This is a genomic window from Mycobacterium sp. IDUB_24, assembly GCF_055419385.1.
Genome location: NZ_JBVAXO010000018.1, coordinates 1 through 796, shown reverse-complemented (window position 1 = coordinate 796; position 796 = coordinate 1). Strand labels below are relative to the sequence as shown.

The following is a 796-nucleotide window of genomic DNA, read 5'->3' as shown; positions in this document are numbered from 1 at the left end:
CCACGAATCTTGACCTGCTCATCAGCACGACCCAGATACTGCAGTTCCCCGTCTTGTCCCCAGCGCACCAGATCACCGGTGCGATACATCCGTAACCCCGGTGAACCGAAGGGGCACGCCACAAATCGGGTCGAGGTCAACGGCGCCCGACCCACATAGCCATAACCCACACCCGCACCGGCCACATACAACTCGCCCACCACACCAGCAGGCACCGGACGCAACCAGCCATCCAAAACGAAAAACGCCAAATCAGCCAACGGCCCGCCAATCGGGGACACCGCATTCTGGACATCAGCCGTAGCGATCTCGCGGAACGAGGCATGCACCGTGGTCTCGGTGATCCCGTACATGTTGATCAACCGCGGCAACCCCGGATGCTCGGCCAACCATGGCCTCAACCGGGACGGTTCCAGCGCCTCTCCGCCGAACACCACCACCTCAAGCGCCAACCGATTCTCCGGCCGGGCGGTGTCCACCGAGGCCAACGCGTAAAACGCCGACGGGGTCTGACTCAGCACACTGACGTGTTGGTCGACGAGTAACGCGTGGAACTCTTCAGCCGAACGGGTCACCGATTCAGACACCACAACAAGGCGCCCACCATGGAGCAGCGCGCCGAAGATCTCCCACACCGAGAAGTCGAACGCCAACGAATGGCACTGCGTCCACGCCTGACCCGGCGACAACGCCACCTCACGATCGATCGCATCCAACAGCCGCGTCACATTGCGATGCGGAATCGCCACCCCCTTGGGCACACCCGTGGTGCCCGAGGTGTAGATCAGATACGCAA

The 796-nt window shown here is 62.2% G+C and carries 1 protein-coding gene; it reads right to left on the bottom strand.

From position 1 onward, the window contains the following. Positions 1–796 (bottom strand): AMP-binding protein (locus ACZYZF_RS29460; protein WP_463837600.1); only part of this gene is annotated, 796 nt, incomplete at both ends.